The organism is Promicromonospora aerolata (assembly GCF_042682255.1).
GTDB lineage: Bacteria > Actinomycetota > Actinomycetes > Actinomycetales > Cellulomonadaceae > Promicromonospora > Promicromonospora aerolata.
In genome coordinates this window covers 4,575,144-4,590,386 of record NZ_JBHUHF010000001.1, presented here as the reverse complement: position 1 = coordinate 4,590,386, position 15,243 = coordinate 4,575,144, and the positions used below count along the sequence as shown (strand labels likewise).

The following is a 15,243-nucleotide window of genomic DNA, read 5'->3' as shown; positions in this document are numbered from 1 at the left end:
ATTGCGCAACGTGGACACTCGTCCAGAAACCTCCCAGGACGGTCTGGAGGGGGGGTGAAAAATGCTCCGCTTTTCACCCGGACTGTCAACAGGGTGAAAAGCGGAGCTCCTGAAATCAGCCACTCGACGACCCGCTAGCCTGTGGACAACTCGGGCACAAAATCTTCACTGAGATCGGGCAGCCTGGCGGTCCGCAACCCAGCTCGGCGTGGGCGGATCCCGTGCCCGGTCCGGTGGAACGGGCGCCGGCCATGTGCTGCTTCGCCAGCCGGACGCAGGGTTACCGGAACGCGCCGATGTTGCGGGTGACCCAGTCAGCGAAGCTCCGCGGGGCACGGCCGAGTGCGAGCGCGGTCTCGGGCGACGGCTTCCGCTCGTCGTCGGTCGGGGTCCCTAGCGCGTCCAGGGTCTTGTCGACGACCGCAGGGGGCCAGATCTGCGACAGCTGGGCGAAAGCTTGCTCGCGGGTCTGCTCAAGGAGCTCGACCGGTTCACCGAGCGCCTCTCCGATCGCGGCGACCTGCTCGCGCGGCGTGACCGCAGCGGGGCCGTTCAGGGTGTAGTACCGGCCCACGTGGGTGTCCCCCAGCAGGGCTGCCGCTGCCGCTGCGGCGATGTCTGCCGGATCGATCGGCGGCAGCCCGACATCGGCAAAGGGCGCCTGAACCGTCCGGGAGGAACGGACCGAGTCGGCCCACAGGAGCGCATTGGAGGCGAAGCCCCCGGGCGCAGCACGGTCCACTCCGGAACAGCGCTGGTCACGGTCTGCTCCATGCCCGTCAGGTACGGATCCTGTCTCGACTGGGCGCGTTGCGAGGACAGCAGCACGATGCGGCTGATGCCGCTGGCCCGGGCCGTCTCGACGATCTGGGACACCGGCAGCGCGGGGTCCGGAACCATGAGGAAGAGCCGGTCCGCACCTCGGAAGGCGGGCTCCAGCCCTTCCGGGTCGGTCAGGTCCCCGGCGAAGTGCCGTGCCCCGTCGGGAAGTCCGACCGGGTTGCGCGAGACGGCCGTGACCGACTCCCCCGCGGCGGTGAGGGCGTCGAGCAGGGGGCGTCCGATGTTGCCGGTGGATCCGGTGACTACGATCATGACGATTCCTTCCGGTGTCAGGTACGCGGCAGACTCTAGGAACGCCGCTTACTATCAGAAAGGACGTACCTCCAAGTAAGGTCCTGACATGGAGATCGGAATCTCGGAGGCGCCGTCGTCCTCGACCAAGGACCGTGACCCGTTTCACACGAACTGCGATGCCCGGCAGGTGCTCGACCACGTCACGAGCCGCTGGGGCGTCTGGGTCCTGCTCAGGCTCCAGGAGCAGCCGCTGCGGTTCTTCGAGCTGCGTGACCACATCGACGGCATCAGCGAAAAGATGCTGTCGCAGACCCTGCGGAACCTGGCTCAGGACGGACTTGTCTGGCGCAAGGTCGAGCCGACGTCACCGCCCCAGGTCACCTACGGCCTGACCCCTCTCGGCAGCGGGCTCCGCGGACACCTTGCGACCATGCTGGACTGGATCCAGGACCACACCGAGCCGTCCCGTCGCACCGAGGCGCCCGCACAGACGGAGAGTTGACGCTGCGCGAACGCCGCCGTCGAGCCGCGGCCGACAAGCCGGCCGGCACCCGTCGCCCAGGACGACTCGACCCGATCGGCAAAGCACCGGTCCGATCTACTCGAACCGGCTGATGGCGTGCAGCACGAGCAGCACGATGCCGCCGAAGGTGGTGACGGCGCTGAGCGCGATGGTGAGCCACTGCAGGGCACGGTTGCCCACGCCGGCGCGCAGCCGCATGATCGCCCAGACCAGGGTGACCGGGGCCAGCGGCCAGAGCACGACGGCGAGCACGGCCAGCACCGCATCCGTGGCCTCGGTCTTTCGCCCTGTGGTGACGGGCGCCGGAACGGGGGTGGCCTCGGCGGCGATGGCCTCCACGGGGCCCAGCTCGTCGAGCACGCGGCGGACCGACTCGTCGTCCGTGCCGTGCTGTGCGAGTGACTCGGCGGCATGCTCACGCACCGCCGCCACGGTCTCGGCGCGCTCGCGCGGGTCGGCGGCGGCCAGGGCACGGTCGAGGTCGGCGAGGTAGGCCTCGACCAGGGTCGGGAAGTCGGGCGTCGTGGTCATCAGGACTCCAGGGTCGTACGGACGTCTGTCGTGAAACGGGACCAGGTGGCAGTGAAGGTCTCCAGTGCCGCCCGGCCCTCGTCGGTGATCTCGTAGTACCGACGCGGGGGGCCCACCGCGGAGGGGACCTGGGTCGTGGTGACCCAGCTCTGCTGACGTAGACGCGACAGCAGCGGATACAGCGTGCCCTCGCTGGTCAGCAGGGAGTTGTCGGTGCCGAGGCGCTCGGCGAGCTCGAGCCCGTAGGCAGGTGCCGAGCGCAGGCAAGCCAGGACGCAGTACTCCACGACCCCCTTGCGGAGCTGCGTCAGGACCATGTCCGGTGTCGGTATCATGCGTTACACGATAGCAGTCTCTTGCGACACAAGGTACCCCCCAGGCCTGCTGGTGGGTTCGATTACCGTCATTGACCGCGGTGGGGACGACGCCGAAGGCTGACGCTCACGACCTGAAGGCGGCACCCGACCTGTTGCACGCGGGCCGCCGATCTCAAAGGAGAGAATCGTGAACCGACCCCGCATGACGCGCCGCGCGCCTTTCGCCGCTGCAGCGAGCCTCCTCGCCGTCGTCCTGGCGGTGACCGCCTCCGCGTCCGCATCCGGCGCCGAGACTGCGAGCGATCCGTCCACGTTCCCGGAGTTCAGCTACGTCGGCACGGCGTTCGACAAGGGCGACCTGGCGTACAACCCGACGGACGAGTTCATCTTCCCCAGCGTGATCCGCGCTGCGGACTACTTCGCGGAGCCGCTCGGGACCTACTACATGTACTACGCCCCGCACGAGCGACCGGGCGGCATCGCCCTGGCCTACTCCGACTCGATAGACGGCCCGTGGACCGAGTACGACGGCAACCCGCTCATCACCAACAGCTGGCCGCCGCACTACGGCACCGTCAGCCACATCTCGTCGCCGCATGCCATGTGGGTGGAAGACGAGGAGCGACTCTTCCTGTACTTCCACGGCGAGAACACGATCACCAGGTACGCCACCTCGGTCGACGGCATCCACTTCGAGTACGGCGGAACCGCGGTCCAGCGGGACGAGACCACCGGCCGGGAGACGTCGTACGCGCGCGTCCTCGAACAGCCCGTGGCGCGGCTCGGCACCCGCTACCTGATGCTGTTCATGGACAACCCGGCGAACGCGCTGCCCGGCCAGAACGGACCCGTTGCCCGGCGGATCCGCTGGGCGGTGTCCAACGACGCGCGAAGCTGGACGGTGCAGCCCGAGCCCCTCGTGACGCCACGGGGCATCGAGGAACCGAACGTCTCGGGGCCGTTCTTCCTGCGCTGGGAGGGCAAGAACCTGGTGATCTTCCACGCCAGCGACGGCAACATGCACGCAGTGGACGTGGGCGAGAACTTCGACCAGGAGATCCACCTCGGCATGGTTCACGACTCGATGGCGGAGGCCCCTGACCTCGGCCGATCGGCGGCCCCGACCTTCTACTTCGACGGCCGCACCGCGCACATGTACTACGAGTCCGGCGGCCGGCTGACCGCGACCATCGGCCACGCCGTCGCCACCCTGGACGAGCCCGTTCCCGCGCGTGACCTGGACTGCACGGTCGACCGGCCGGTGCTCTGGCCGCCGAACCGGCAGCTGGTGGACGTCACCGTCGACGTCGACCTCCCTGACGGCATCCTGGGCCCGCGAGCGTTCGAGCTCGTCGATGTCTCCGGCGGCGGCGAGGGAGACGTGTCCGGATTCGACACCGGAACACCGTCGGTCGCCGGCCAGCTGCGCGCCGAGCGAGACGGCGACGGCAGCGGCCGGGCCTACACCCTGACCTACGCCGGCCACGACGAGCTCGGCCGCGCCGTGGGTTGCACCGTCGACGTCACCGTTCCGCACGACCTCGGTCACTGAGCGGCGCTGAGCGACGCTGAGCGGCGCGCAGCGGCACGGGCGGGTCACCGCCGTATCTTCGACCGCGTTCCGTCCGCGCGCGGACGGCTGCGCAGCGAGGTCCCCTCGATGTCGACGTGAGGAAGTATGCGGTCGAGCCATCGCGGGAGCCACCAGACGCTCTTGCCGAGCAGGTGCATGAGCGCGGGCATGAGCAGCAGCCTGACGACGAAGGCGTCCAGGAGCACACCGAAGGCGAGACCGAACCCGATGGAACGGACCAGCGTGGCCTCCGAGAAGATGAACCCGCCGAAGACGGCCACCATGATGAGCGCGGCGGCGATCACCACCGATCGCCCTGCATGGAGGCCCTTCGTCACGGCGGTCCGCGCCGGCGCGCCATGGACATACGCCTCTCGCATCCCGGACGCGAGGAAGAGCTGATAGTCCATCGCGAGTCCGAACAGGATGCCGACCAACAGCACGGGCAGGAAGCTGAGGATCGGTCCCGTGCTGTGGACGCCGATGAGCTCTGCCCCCCAGCCGAACTGGAAGAGGGCGACGACGAGGCCGAACGTCGCGAACAACGAGAGCACGAAACCACCGGTGGCGATGATCGGCACGAGCAGCGAGCGGAACACGATGATCATGATCAGCAGCGACAACCCGATGACGACGCCGAGGTACCGGGGCAGCACATCGACGATCGCCTCCGAGATGTCGATGTTGATCGCGGCCTGGCCGGCGACCCCGAGGGTGATGTCGCCGTCGAGAGCCGGCAGCGCTCGGATGTCCTCGACGAGCTCCGCGGTCGACGCGCTGTTGGGTCCTTCTTTCGGCTTCACCTGGAAGGCGAGGAGCGTGTTGTCGTCCGTCGCAGCGATCGGCGCGACCGCCTCCACCCCGGCCAGGCCCCCAAGAGTCTCCGCGATGTCCACCTGGGCGGCGAGCACCTCCTCGTCGCCGAGCCCGTCGGGGACGTCGGCCGCGACGAGGAGCGGGCCGTTCGCACCGGGACCGAACGCCTCGTCCACGGCGTCGAACGCCTGAAAACTGGTGGACTCCTGCGGGTCGCTCGAGCTGTCCGGCAGCCCAAGGCGCATCGACAGGGCCGGCACGGCGATGGTCAGCAGCACGGCCACCGAGATCGAAGCGGTGAGAACGGCACGGAGCGTTCCCATCGGCTTCGCCTGGCGTTCGCGGTGGTGTCGCTCTCCGACGGTTGCTCGCGCGCCCTTTCTCAGGAGGCGGTCGCCGACCAGGCCGAGTAGGGCCGGGGTGAGCGTCAGTGCGATGAGCACGGCAATCGCGACACACACGGCGCCGACCGTCCCCATCAGGCCGAGGAACTGGATCCCGGTGACGTTCAGGGCGAGCAGCGCGACGACCACCGTCGACCCGGCGAAGAGGACGGCCGTGCCCGCTGTCCCCGCGGCGACACCGATCGATTCGTGGACGGGCATGGCGGCGAGCAGCTGCTTGCGGTGCCGGTTCACGATGAAGAGGGAGTAGTCGATGCCGACAGCCAGCCCCAGCATGACGCCCAGCACCGGCGTCACGGCCGCCATGTCGACCATGCCCGAGAAGGACAGGGATCCGGCGACGCCGATGCCGACGCCGACCAGTGCGGTGACGAGCGGGAGCGCGGCGGCGAGGACCGAACCGAGCACCATGATCAGCACCACGGCGGCGATGCCCAGTCCGATCATCTCCGCCGTGCCGAAGAGCTGCGGATCTCCCTGCGAGATCTCCGCGCTGAAGTCCACGGAGGTGCCGCTCACGGGTTCACCCTCGAAGTGCCCTAGCGTCGCGTCCTTCACCTCGCTGGACAGATCGAGGCGGGAATCGGTGAAGGCGACGTTCACGATCGCCGTCGACTCGTCCTCGGACACGACGGCGATGCCGTCCGCAAGCTTGAGCAGGGTGGCGGCGAGGCCGGCCTCGCGGGCGGGCTCCTCCAGATCGCTCCGGTTCTCCTCGAGCCCCCGGAGCTGCTGGGCCTGTTCCTCCGTCATCTCGAAGGGGTCGACGACTGTCGCGACTCCTTCGAGATGCTCCGCGCTCGCTGCCAGAGCGGAGATCTGCGATCGCTGCTCGGCAGTGAACGCTTCTCCGTCTCGGGTGCGGTAGACGACCGTTCCCGTTCCACCCGCCGTGTCCGGCAGCTTGTCCGCGAGCTCATCGACGACCGCACCGGACGCGGTACCGGGGATGTCGAAGCTGCTCTTCAGTTCTCCACCGAAGCCGGCGAAGGCCCCGAGGGCGAGCCCGAATGCCGCCACCCATCCGAGGATCACGATCCACGCGCGGCGTGCGGCGAAGGAACCAAGACGAAAGAGGAGAGATGCCATGGGTGAGTACTCCATAGGGGTGCTGTCTGACGATGAGGGTTCCGGTCCGGCACTGACCGAGCTCGCGGCGAGGGTCGTGCCGGGTCCTGGTGGTTCGCATCCGTGCGGGTCAGGCGGCTTCCGGGCCGTCAAGCGGGGCGGCGACCTGGACGATCACCTTGCCGCGCACCCCTCCGGCTTCCAGCCGTGCGTGCGCGGCGGCGATCTCTTCGAGAGGGAAGACGGTGTCGACCACCGGACGCAGTTCTCCCGCCTCAGCGGCCGCGGTCAGGGTCTCGAAGAGTGACCTTGCGGGGTGCCCGAAGAACAGTCGGACGCGACGTGAGCCGTGGATGCTGGAGAGCAGGACGTACCCGAGGCTGCGTACCGGGTGATCGAGGTCGAAGGCGATAGTCACGATCCGCCCGCCGTCCGCGAGGATTCGGCGGTAATCACGCAGCTGTGTGCCCCGGGTATCGAACACCACGTCGAACGCGCCGAGCTCTCGTGGAGGCAGGTCGTAGTCCACGACGTGGTCGGCTCCGAGCTCTCGGACGAAGTCGATCGTTGCGGGACTCGTGGACGCGGTGACGCTGGCACCGAGCATCTTCGCGACCTGCACGGCAACGCTGCCGACACCACCGGCGGCACCGCGGATCAGCACCCGCTCTCCGGGGCGGAGGGAAACCTTGTCGCGCAACGCCGAGAGCGCTGTGTTTCCCCCGGAGAGAAGCGACACCGCCTCGACGAGGGTGAGGTCGGACGGCGCGTGCGCGATCCTGCCGACGTCGGCGGCCACGTACTCCGCCGCCGACCCCACATCGCCCCGTTCGTCGACGGCGCCCCACACGCGGTCACCGACGGCGAAGTCGGTCACGCCGTGGCCGAGCGCGACGATCTCGCCGCTGAAGTCGATTCCGATTCGCCGGGGGAACTTCCGTCCGGTGACGATCTTCAACCGTCCCTGACGTCCGGCCAGCTCGCCACCGTTGACGGTCGAGGCGACGACGCGCACCAGCACCTGACCTGAGTCGGGGTCGGGGCGCGGAGCCGTCGACGTGTACAAGACCTCCGGTGGTCCGTAGCGGGCATACATCGCGGTGCGCATCGGCTGGCTCATTCAGGTTCCCTTTCCTTCGCTTCGAGATCGACGCTAAGGTAAGAAACGGGCGGCACCGCCCGTTTCTGTCGAAGTGGGAAGAAGTCCCGTCCGGCCTTCCCGGAAAGGAGCCGGATGCCCGCTCGAAACGTGAGGAAGGACGCCGCGCGCAACCGCGAGCGCATCATCGACGCCGCGCGCATCGTGTTTCGAGAGCACGGCATCTCAGCGCCGGTTGCGACCATCGCCCGCATCGCGGGTGTGGGCACGGCGACGCTCTACCGTCACTTCCCCTCACGCGATGATCTGCTGACCGCGATGTTCGGAGACCAGGCCCGTCATCGCATCGCCGTGCTCGATGACGCCGTCGCGGACCCGGACCCGTGGCGCGGATTCGTGCGGTCGCTCGAGACCGTCGTCGAGATGGAGATGGAGAACCCCGGCCTGTCCGAGGCGATCGTCTCGCAGCGCCATGCGATCCCCGTGTACGAAGAGCTGCGCGTGCACGCCGTGGCTGCGCTGGCCACCCTCGCCGCGCGCCTGCGCGACGGCGGGATCGTCGGCGAGGATTTCCGCGTCGCCGACATCCTCCTGATCCTCGCGGCCTTGAAGGGGATCAGCGATACCGCCGGAGAGAACGCCGTTCCCCAGGCACGACGGTTCATCCACCATCTCGCCCATGGGATCAAGCGTCCGTGACGGCGTGCCGTCCCGCTTCACACCAGGAGTAGCGGAAATAGAGACCTCCGGCCCAGGGCCTCGACATGGCCCGAAACCGGTTGGCGCTCGTCGGGTAGCCCCTACCCCCGCTACCTCGTCAGCCGACCTTCGTGAGGTAGTCCTGCACCGCTGGCGCGAAGCCGTAGGGCACGTAGTCGGTGAACTCGTCCGGCGTCGCCCACACGACGTCTGCGAGCTCTTCCGTGTCGGCGACGTACGCCTCGCCGCTGACGACGTCGCACGCGACGTAGCCCATGAGGCGACCGGTGTTCGGGTGCACGCGCTCCCCCAAAACCGTCACGGCCTCGACGGTGAGCCCGGCCTCTTCGGCCGTCTCACGAACGGCGGCCTGCTCGAACGTCTCTCCTTGCTCGACGGCGCCGGCGGGGAACTGCCACGAGAGCGAGCCCTCGGAAACGCGCCGCTGGACCAGCAGCAGCTTCCCGTCCTGGACGATGACCGCCGCCGCGACGGCGGCCTTCTCGTCGGTGACTCCCTCAGACACGCGCACCTCCTGGCCCCAGCCCCTCGCACCGTACGCCGAGCGCCGTGCCAGTGGCGGAATGAGGCCCTCAAACGCAACCAGTACGGCGTTCGACGGCCTCCGGTGGCCGGGAAAGGGTCCGGGCCAGGCGGGAGAGCCCCTCAGCAACGGAGAAACCCCGCTTGACCCGGGCGTTTGCCCTGGTCAAGCGGGGTTTCAGTCTGTGGAGCTAGGGGGATTCGAACCCCCGACCTTCTCATTGCGAACGAGACGCGCTACCAACTGCGCCATAGCCCCTCGGACTGCAGAAGACTAGCACTTCACCGCCGGTGATCCGCAACTTGGCCGAGTGTCGCGCGGGTCACGGACCCGTGGCCCGCGCGACCTCGACCAGCCTCGGCACCCGGCACCCCGGCACCCGGCACTCGGCACCCAGCACCAGCCCCGTCACCCCGGCACCAGTCTCGTCACCCAGCCGCACGGCGCCGGGCCAGGATCTCTTCCAGCGGCTTGCCGAGCGTCTCGGACTTCGTCCGCGGCGGCTCGCCCCGCAGCAGCTCGTCCTCAGCGACCGGATCGGACGCCGTCCCTGAGGAGCTCGACACGGGTATCGACGGCGGCGCGGAGGTCCGGCCGCCCGTGGCGCTGGACCGGGCAGCGGAGCCGCCGGACGCCGTCGGACCCTTGGGAGCGGTCGACGACGCCGGGAGCGCCGCGGGCTGGCGCTGCGGCGCGGCGGGCTTGGTCACGTAGGTCGGCAGCGGAACGGGCACGGGGTCCCACGCGCGTCCGCTGGGTACCTGGTCCCGCTTCTCGGGCTCCTCGTCCTTCGCTGCCGGCTCGGCCGTCGTCGTGCCCTCGTCCGAGGCCTCGGGCTGGACCTCGATGACCTTCGGCTTCGCGGGACCGTCGAGGATCTCGTCGAGCACGTCCTTGCGGGCGACCCGTGGGATCGCCTGTGTCTCCGTGCTCGAGCCGTGGGTGGCCAGGCCGGTGACCTGCGCGCGGTTGCGGGGCGCGTACGGGCCGCCGTTGGCGAGGGCACGCGCCTGCGTGGCGCGCTGCCGTGCTGCTCGCACGGTGGCCTGCCACCTGGCGTCCGCGCGCCGTGCCGCCCGGGCCGCACGGCGGCCGAGGAACAGCACGAACAGCAGCATGGCCGACGGCACGACCGCCGTGCCCCAGTGCAGCCGGTCGAGCCCGACGAGCGCCCAGGCGCCGATGCTGCACACCAGCAGGAGCGCCGAGACGATGAGGCGACGTCGGGCGCGCGCGGCTCGCCGTGCCCGCCGCTCGACCCGGCGGATGCGCTCCGTCGTCAGCGGCCTACCTCGGACCATGATCTGGAGCGGGTATCCCTTCGGGGTCGGACGAGCGACACGCGGCACGCCCTGGCCGGTCCCCCGCGGCTTGCCGTCAGTAACCATCGCCCCTCCTCTCCTGCCGGAGCCGCTCATCGCGACGATGCGCAGCCCTACCGAAAACCGGTCCGTCACCCGCGAGTCCGCGAGCTCTGACCGATGGCGCACCAGGCTTGGCAGCCAGTAGCCCAACCACAGGACGAACAGCGCTGCGGCTGTCAATCCTGCAGTCGGTTCCACGACACGACGTTAGGCGAGCATCGCCGCGCCCAGCCGCACCGCGCACGGCGTGTCCCACCGTCAGGGCGCGTCCCGCAGCCGCTGCCAGCGCGTCAGCAGCCCCTCGGGAACCTCTTCCCGGGTGATGGCGAACGTGCGGTGGTCGCGCCACTGACCCTGGATGTGCAGGAAGCGTTCGCGCACCCCCTCGTCGCGCAGACCGAGCTTCTCGACCACGCGCAGGCTCGGCTTGTTCTCGGGCCGGATGTTGATCTCGATGCGGTGCAGCCCGAGAAAGAACGCGTAGTCGGTGGCCATCGCCACGCCCGTGGGGATCACGCCCCGCCCGGCAACGCTCTGACTGACCCAGTAGCCGATGCTCGCCGAGCACATCGAGCCCCACGTGATGGAGGAGACCGTCAGCTGTCCGACGAGGGCGCCGTCGAGCTCCACGCCGAACGGGAGCGACGTCCCGGCGCGTGCCTGCGCGGAGAGCGACCGCACGTACTCGCCGAACGTGGAGGCGATGTACCGGTTCGCACCGGGCGCCGTCGCCTCCCAGCGTTCCAGCCAGGCTGCGTTCTCGGCCCGCAGCCGGGCCCAGTCGCTCGCGTCGCGCCGCCGGAGCGGGCGCAGCACGACCGATCCGGCCGCCGTGTCCTCACGCAGCGTCACCGGCCAAGGCTTGGCCACCGTCCACCCCTTAACAAACTTTCCCGTCGCACCTTCTGGCGCGTCTGACTTGCTCGACGGCATCATCGTTCGCCCCTTGCCACGTCCCATGACGAATCCCGGCGTTGGAGAGGGTCTACCACGCTCGGTGGTCTCGGACCCGTCGAGCAGCCGCTCGGTCATGTTCTCGCCTTCTTCGTACGCTGTTCGTAACAATCTTGTCTCGGAGTCTTGGCACAATAGCGGTCATGAGCGGCATCTCTGTTCCGACGCCACAGCCGTACCCCGTCCTACCCGGGATGGAGACCGGCGACGCCAAGGAAGAGCTCCGCCGCGCGATCCGCGCGCAGCGCGGGCACCGAACGGCCCGACAGCGGGCACAAGCGGCCGAATCACTAGCCGACATCATCGAGTCAATTCCCGAGGTTCGCGACGCGGGCTGCGTCGCCGCGTACGCCGCGCGCAGCGCCGAACCGGGCATGCTGCCGCTCCTGGACCGCCTCACGGGTAGCGGGGTCCGTGTGCTGCTCCCGGTGCTCGGTGCGGGCCTGGCGCGCGACTGGGCGGACTACACCGGTCCGGACGACCTGCTGGAGCGTGCCCCGGGCAGGCCGCCCGAGCCCGGCGGTCCCACCCTGGGCACCGACGCCACCAAGCTGGCCGACGTCGTCCTGGCGCCCGCCCTTGCCATCGACACCCGTGGGGTGCGCCTCGGCCAGGGTGGCGGCTGGTACGACCGGGCCCTGACGCACCTGCGGCCGGGCGCGCACGTGATCGCCGTCGTCTTCCCCGAGGAGGTGTACGACGCCGCGGAGCACCCGCTGCCCCGCGAGGAGCACGACGTCCTCGTGCACGCCGTCGCCACCACCACCGACTGGCGCTGGCTCGGCGAGCCGTAGCCCCCGCCGCTCGCCGGTCGCCGGTCGGGCAGCCGAACGGCCGAGCAGGTCGAGACGTGCCCTGACCCGCTCGGCCGGCGCGAGCGCTACCTCACGGGGTGAGGATGAGCTCGTCCTCCTGTGCGGCGTCGACCGCCTCGGCGCTGAACGGCCACGCGAAGGTCTCCCCCGTCGCCCACGCGTCGAGCTGGTCGTCGTAGTGCTCCGCCGCCGGGTGCGCGGACGTGCCGGTCACGACCACCCAGGTCGAGGCGTCGAGGTCCGCGAGGTCGACGACCATGCGCATCGACGGGCCGCTCGTCACCTCGAAGCTGCCGCTGGCGGCGTCCCACGCCGTGGCGTTCACGATCGAGGAGCCGCCCCCGACCTTGACCGGCAGCGGGTTCATGTACGCGGCGACCGGGGCCGGGATGCCGGACCCGCCGAGCACCAGGTGCTCCAGCCTCAGCTGGTGGAGCGTTCCCCACTCCCAGTCGCTGGTGTCCTTGCCGAGCTCGACGGTGAGGTCCTGGCGCGCGCTGACCAGTGCCTCGGTGAGCACCTGGTCCCGGCTCTCCACCACGGCCACGGTGGACTTGTCGTCCCAGAAGGCGTCGTTGGGGTTGTCCAGCATGCCCTGGATCACCGCCAGCCACCGGCTGCCGCCGTCGGGCCACATGGATTCCGGCAGCTCGTCGTTGAAGGTGGTCTTCAGGAGGTTGCGCCACACGGCGGCGAAGTACGCGGCGGCCGCGGAGTCCGCGTCCATGGAGTAGTCGTCCCAGTCGGCGAGGAGCGCCTGGCCGTCCGAGTCGTAGCCGGCGGGGAGCTCCACCTCGAGCAGCACGGGCACCAGCGTGTCGGCGAACACGCTCCACTGGTCCATCTGGATGTCCGACATGTCGGAGGCCGAGAGCTTGCTGCCCTGCGCGATCCGATCGCTGAGCAGCGTGCGAATGCGTTCCGACCGGTACCCGTAGTCCCAGTCCCGGGTGAGGAACGGCCCGCTGCCCCCGGGCAGCACGGCCTGGTTCGCCGCGACGACGAAGCCCTCCTTGGGGTCGATCACGCCCGGCATCTGCTCCTTGGCCACGAACCCGGTCCAGTCGTAGCGGGCGTCCCAGCCGGGGCGCGGCCACGTGCCGTCCGACTCCACCGCACCCGGCACGCTCGCCCGCACCGGGATCTTGCCCGGCGCCTGGTAGCCGATCTGCCCGTCCGTCGTGGCGAAGACGATGTTCTGCGCCGGCACCTCGAACTTGGCGGCCGCCGCCTTCATGTCCGCCGGGTTCTTCGCACGGTTCATCTCGAACACGGCATCGGCGGTGTGGCCCGGCTCGAGTGCCGTCCACTGCAGCGATATCTCGTACTGGCCCAGCTCGGTGCCGGTCTCCGTGGGCGCGTTGCGCACCGCCTCCATCGTGGCCTCGTCCATGACGGACGAGACGATCGGGCCGTGCACGGTGCGTCGGACCTCGAGGTCGACCGGGCTACCACCGTCGACCCGGATCACCTCCGTCTCCTTCTCCATCGGGACCCATTCGTCCGCGCCACGCAGGTACGTATCGTTGCGGACCCGCTCGATGAAGAAGTCGGTGACGTCGGCGCCCATGTTCGTCAGGCCCCAGGCGATGTCCGCGTTGTGCCCGATGATCACGCCCGGAAAGCCGGAGAACGAGAACCCGGACACGTCGAAGGGACACTCGGGCCCCACCTCGTTGCAGTGCAGGCCCACCTGCGCCCAGATGCCGGGAGCGGCGAGGTCGAGGTGGGGGTCGTTCGCCAGCAGCGGCTTGCCCGACTCGGTGTACTGGCCCGATACCGCCCACGAGTTCGAGCCGGTGCCCTCGCCGCGAGCGATCTGCACCGGTACCGCGTCCAGGGCCCGCTGCGCCGACTCCAGCGCCTCCGTGAGGTGCGGGCTCTTGTACACGTCCCCGGCACCCGACGCCGTCTCGGTCGCCTGGGTCTGCTGCGTCGCCTGCGGAACCCCTGCCTCTGCGGGATCGAGCACGGTCGCGTTGCCGGTGCCCGAATAGGCGGGGAAGAGCTCCGCGACGCGCGACGCGTCCCCCAGCGTGCTGTACGCCAGCGCGCGGTCGAGCTCGTCGTCGTAGTTTCCGCGCAGGTCCCAGGCCATGGCCTTGAGCCAGGCGAGCGAGTCGATCGGGTCCCACGGCTCCGGCTCGTTCACCTCGACGCTGACGTCGAGCACCGTGTACTCCACGGCGGTCTCGGCCGGGTCGCGGTCCGCGATGTAGGCGTTCACGCCGTCCGCGTACGCCTGGAGGTACTGCCGCGTCGTGTCGTCGAGGATGTTGAACTCCTCCTCGGCGACATGCCGCCAGCCGAACGTGCGAATGACCATGTCGGCCTGGATCGCGTCGGCGTTGTTGCCCACGAGCTCGGCCAGACGGCCGGCGGTCACGTGGCGGCGGTAGTCCATCTCGAAGAACCGGTCCTGCGCGTGCACGTAACCCTGTGCGCGGAACAGGTCGTCGGCCGAGTCGGCGTAGATCTGCGGCACGCCCTGGGCATCGCGGCTGACGCGGACGTCGGAGCTGAGCCCCTCCACCTGCACCTCGCCGGAATGCTCCGGAAGCGGACGGCGCCCGGTCAGCCAGCCGAAGGTCGTCAGTGCGACCAGGACGAGCACCAGGACGACTGTCGTGCCGACGATGAACTGGCGGACACGCGTGGTACGAGTACGACGGGGCTTGGTGGGTCGCGCACCGTCGGAGGTGGCTGTTTCGGCGGGCTCTAAGGGCTCGGCGGAAGTGGTCGCGGACACGCAGTGGAGACTACCGCCCGCCCCTGTGCTTGAGTGAACGCTCCCCGGTGAACACGTTCAGGAGTTCCTGGGACTATCCCCAGCCGCTCGACCGTTACTATTGGCACTCGGAAACCCCGAGTGCCAGAGCCGGTTCGTGCGGGCGCGCGACGCCCCGCCCGGCCTGACGTCCAAGAGGAGTGCACGTGCCCACCTACGCGTACCGGTGTGCCGACTGCGGCCACGCGTTCGACATCCACCAGGAGTTCAGCGACTCGTCGCTGACGATCTGCCCCGAGTGCCAGGGCCGGCTGCGAAAGGTGTTCAGCTCCGTGGGCGTCACCTTCAAGGGCTCCGGCTTCTACCGCACGGACTCACGCAGCACCTCGACGAACAGCACCGTGAAGTCCGGCAAGGGTGAGTCCTCGTCGGACTCGTCGTCCGGCTCGTCCAGCTCGTCCAGCGGCTCGTCCTCGGACAGCTCCGGCTCGTCGTCGGGCTCGTCGAGCTCGTCCGGGTCCTCGTCCGGCGGGTCGTCGAGCGGGTCCAGCACGTCGAAGGCCGCCTCGGCCTGACCGCGCGCCACGACGACTTCGGTCCTTGGTCGGGAGATCGGTCCATCGACGGACCGATCTCCCGGTGAGGCACCGAGGCCGGTCTCCCGAGCCTCGGATGCCCTGCCCGGCGGGCCGACCCGCCCGACGGGGCTGCAACGCTGCGAGCCCGACCAC

14 protein-coding genes, 1 tRNA gene and 2 pseudogenes are annotated in these 15,243 nt (G+C 69.6%); 5 read left to right on the top strand and 12 right to left on the bottom strand.

All coding sequences use genetic code 11. The features are described from left to right. Window positions 1–280: 280 nt before the first annotated feature. Complete coding sequence (locus tag ACFSL2_RS20545) at window positions 281–742, bottom strand: Rossmann-fold NAD(P)-binding domain-containing protein (protein WP_377200905.1); 462 nt, start codon at window positions 740–742, stop codon at window positions 281–283. A gap of 107 nt (window positions 743–849) precedes the next feature. Further along, window positions 850–1,095 (bottom strand): annotated as a pseudogene (locus ACFSL2_RS20540) (SDR family oxidoreductase); the annotation flags it as partial. Between the two features lie 88 nt (window positions 1,096–1,183). On the opposite strand from ACFSL2_RS20540, the gene ACFSL2_RS20535 reads away from it, so the two are divergent. After that, window positions 1,184–1,579 carry a winged helix-turn-helix transcriptional regulator gene (locus ACFSL2_RS20535; protein WP_377199614.1) on the top strand — a complete coding sequence of 132 codons (396 nt, stop codon included), beginning with the start codon at window positions 1,184–1,186 and terminating at the stop codon, window positions 1,577–1,579. 96 nt (window positions 1,580–1,675) lie between these two features. Here ACFSL2_RS20535 and ACFSL2_RS20530 read toward each other — a convergent pair whose 3' ends face one another. Further along, window positions 1,676–2,131 (bottom strand): HAAS signaling domain-containing protein, encoded by a 456-nt coding sequence (locus tag ACFSL2_RS20530; protein WP_377199613.1) that lies wholly within the window; start codon window positions 2,129–2,131, stop codon window positions 1,676–1,678. Then, the gene (locus tag ACFSL2_RS20525) at window positions 2,131–2,466 is read right to left on the bottom strand and encodes a PadR family transcriptional regulator (protein WP_377199612.1); all 336 of its coding nucleotides are present in this window, start codon (window positions 2,464–2,466) and stop codon (window positions 2,131–2,133) included. Before ACFSL2_RS20525 ends, ACFSL2_RS20530 begins: the two co-directional genes overlap by 1 nt. A gap of 169 nt (window positions 2,467–2,635) precedes the next feature. On the opposite strand from ACFSL2_RS20525, the gene ACFSL2_RS20520 reads away from it, so the two are divergent. Beyond that, window positions 2,636–4,000, top strand: a complete 1,365-nt coding sequence (locus ACFSL2_RS20520) for a glycoside hydrolase family protein (RefSeq protein WP_377199611.1) — start codon at window positions 2,636–2,638, stop codon at window positions 3,998–4,000. Between the two features lie 44 nt (window positions 4,001–4,044). Here the strand turns inward: ACFSL2_RS20520 and ACFSL2_RS20515 are convergent, their stop codons facing one another. Together ACFSL2_RS20515 and ACFSL2_RS20510 are read right to left on the bottom strand one after the other, a co-directional pair. Then, window positions 4,045–6,330, bottom strand: coding sequence for an MMPL family transporter (locus ACFSL2_RS20515; RefSeq protein ID WP_377199610.1), 2,286 nt, complete (start codon window positions 6,328–6,330; stop codon window positions 4,045–4,047). A 109-nt stretch (window positions 6,331–6,439) separates the two neighbouring features. Continuing rightward, entirely contained in the window at window positions 6,440–7,429 is a 990-nt protein-coding gene (locus ACFSL2_RS20510) for an NAD(P)-dependent alcohol dehydrogenase (RefSeq protein WP_377199609.1), read from the bottom strand. A gap of 114 nt (window positions 7,430–7,543) precedes the next feature. Here ACFSL2_RS20510 and ACFSL2_RS20505 point away from each other — a divergent pair, with 114 nt between their 5' ends. Further along, window positions 7,544–8,107 carry a TetR/AcrR family transcriptional regulator gene (locus ACFSL2_RS20505; protein WP_377199608.1) on the top strand — a complete coding sequence of 188 codons (564 nt, stop codon included), beginning with the start codon at window positions 7,544–7,546 and terminating at the stop codon, window positions 8,105–8,107. Window positions 8,108–8,225: 118 nt separating this feature from the next. Here the strand turns inward: ACFSL2_RS20505 and ACFSL2_RS20500 are convergent, their stop codons facing one another. The 4 genes from ACFSL2_RS20500 to ACFSL2_RS20485 all read right to left on the bottom strand — a co-directional run bounded on the left by ACFSL2_RS20500 (window position 8,226) and on the right by ACFSL2_RS20485 (window position 10,885). Further along, window positions 8,226–8,633, bottom strand: coding sequence for an NUDIX hydrolase (locus ACFSL2_RS20500; protein ID WP_377199607.1), 408 nt, complete (start codon window positions 8,631–8,633; stop codon window positions 8,226–8,228). Window positions 8,634–8,836: 203 nt separating this feature from the next. Beyond that, a tRNA-Ala gene (locus ACFSL2_RS20495) sits at window positions 8,837–8,909 on the bottom strand. 170 nt (window positions 8,910–9,079) lie between these two features. Next, window positions 9,080–10,039: a hypothetical protein gene (locus ACFSL2_RS20490; RefSeq protein ID WP_377199606.1), complete on the bottom strand. Its 960-nt coding sequence runs from the start codon at window positions 10,037–10,039 to the stop codon at window positions 9,080–9,082. A gap of 234 nt (window positions 10,040–10,273) precedes the next feature. Beyond that, complete coding sequence (locus ACFSL2_RS20485; RefSeq protein ID WP_377199605.1) at window positions 10,274–10,885, bottom strand: GNAT family N-acetyltransferase; 612 nt, start codon at window positions 10,883–10,885, stop codon at window positions 10,274–10,276. A 227-nt stretch (window positions 10,886–11,112) separates the two neighbouring features. Between ACFSL2_RS20485 and ACFSL2_RS20480 the strand changes: the two genes are divergently transcribed. Then, complete coding sequence (locus tag ACFSL2_RS20480) at window positions 11,113–11,763, top strand: 5-formyltetrahydrofolate cyclo-ligase (protein ID WP_377199604.1); 651 nt, start codon at window positions 11,113–11,115, stop codon at window positions 11,761–11,763. 91 nt (window positions 11,764–11,854) lie between these two features. Here the strand turns inward: ACFSL2_RS20480 and ACFSL2_RS20475 are convergent, their stop codons facing one another. Next, window positions 11,855–14,398: a penicillin acylase family protein gene (locus ACFSL2_RS20475; RefSeq protein ID WP_465264546.1), complete on the bottom strand. Its 2,544-nt coding sequence runs from the start codon at window positions 14,396–14,398 to the stop codon at window positions 11,855–11,857. Window positions 14,399–14,712: 314 nt separating this feature from the next. Here ACFSL2_RS20475 and ACFSL2_RS20470 point away from each other — a divergent pair. Continuing rightward, a pseudogene (locus tag ACFSL2_RS20470) lies at window positions 14,713–14,811 on the top strand (FmdB family zinc ribbon protein); the annotation flags it as partial. A gap of 62 nt (window positions 14,812–14,873) precedes the next feature. On the opposite strand, the gene ACFSL2_RS20465 reads toward ACFSL2_RS20470, so the two are convergent. After that, window positions 14,874–15,098 (bottom strand): hypothetical protein, encoded by a 225-nt coding sequence (locus ACFSL2_RS20465; protein ID WP_377200904.1) that lies wholly within the window; start codon window positions 15,096–15,098, stop codon window positions 14,874–14,876. Between the last annotated feature and the right edge of the window lie 145 nt (window positions 15,099–15,243).

What these genes read in the sequence shown, in the direction of transcription:
- ACFSL2_RS20535 (WP_377199614.1), top strand. Translation starts at nt 1,184, where the DNA reads ATGGAGATCGGAATCTCGGAGGCGCCGTCGTCCTCGACCAAGGACCGT.
- ACFSL2_RS20530 (WP_377199613.1), bottom strand. Translation starts at nt 2,131, where the DNA reads ATGACCACGACGCCCGACTTCCCGACCCTGGTCGAGGCCTACCTCGCC.
- ACFSL2_RS20525 (WP_377199612.1), bottom strand. Translation starts at nt 2,466, where the DNA reads ATGATACCGACACCGGACATGGTCCTGACGCAGCTCCGCAAGGGGGTC.
- ACFSL2_RS20515 (WP_377199610.1), bottom strand. Translation starts at nt 6,330, where the DNA reads ATGGCATCTCTCCTCTTTCGTCTTGGTTCCTTCGCCGCACGCCGCGCG.
- ACFSL2_RS20510 (WP_377199609.1), bottom strand. Translation starts at nt 7,429, where the DNA reads ATGAGCCAGCCGATGCGCACCGCGATGTATGCCCGCTACGGACCACCG.
- ACFSL2_RS20505 (WP_377199608.1), top strand. Translation starts at nt 7,544, where the DNA reads ATGCCCGCTCGAAACGTGAGGAAGGACGCCGCGCGCAACCGCGAGCGC.
- ACFSL2_RS20490 (WP_377199606.1), bottom strand. Translation starts at nt 10,039, where the DNA reads ATGGTTACTGACGGCAAGCCGCGGGGGACCGGCCAGGGCGTGCCGCGT.
- ACFSL2_RS20480 (WP_377199604.1), top strand. Translation starts at nt 11,113, where the DNA reads ATGAGCGGCATCTCTGTTCCGACGCCACAGCCGTACCCCGTCCTACCC.